Genomic DNA, 344 nt, shown 5'->3' with positions numbered 1-344 from the left:
TGCTGCTGCAAGGCTGTCAGCGCGTTCCTGATTTCCGTGTCGTCGTAGCTTTCCCCGTCCTGTCCTTCGGCTACCACCCCCGTATCTTCTTCGCCTATTTTCCAATGCTTGGTTTCCGGATCGATCGAAGGAACCGGGGCATCGTTTCCCCGAAGGTTCGGGGTGTCGAACTTACCTTCAGCCGTCGTGATCGTCAGGATATAGGTCGTGGCATCATTCGTTTTAACCGTGACCTTCACCTCCTGCATGACGGCCGGCAGCTGGGCAAACGTATGAACGCCATCAGCCAGCTTCATGTTGAATTTACCGTTTTCCAAACGTTCAAATAACCAGACTGATGCAGG

Annotated in this window: 1 pseudogene; it reads right to left on the bottom strand. The window is 53.5% G+C overall.

The window, feature by feature from the left end:
* A pseudogene (locus KTG12_RS21530) lies at nucleotides 1–344 on the bottom strand (hypothetical protein); the annotation flags it as partial.

It is taken from the genome of Parabacteroides sp. MSK.9.14 (genome assembly GCF_019041495.1).
Lineage (GTDB): Bacteria > Bacteroidota > Bacteroidia > Bacteroidales > Tannerellaceae > Parabacteroides > Parabacteroides merdae.
This window is presented reverse-complemented; position numbering and strand designations above follow the sequence as displayed.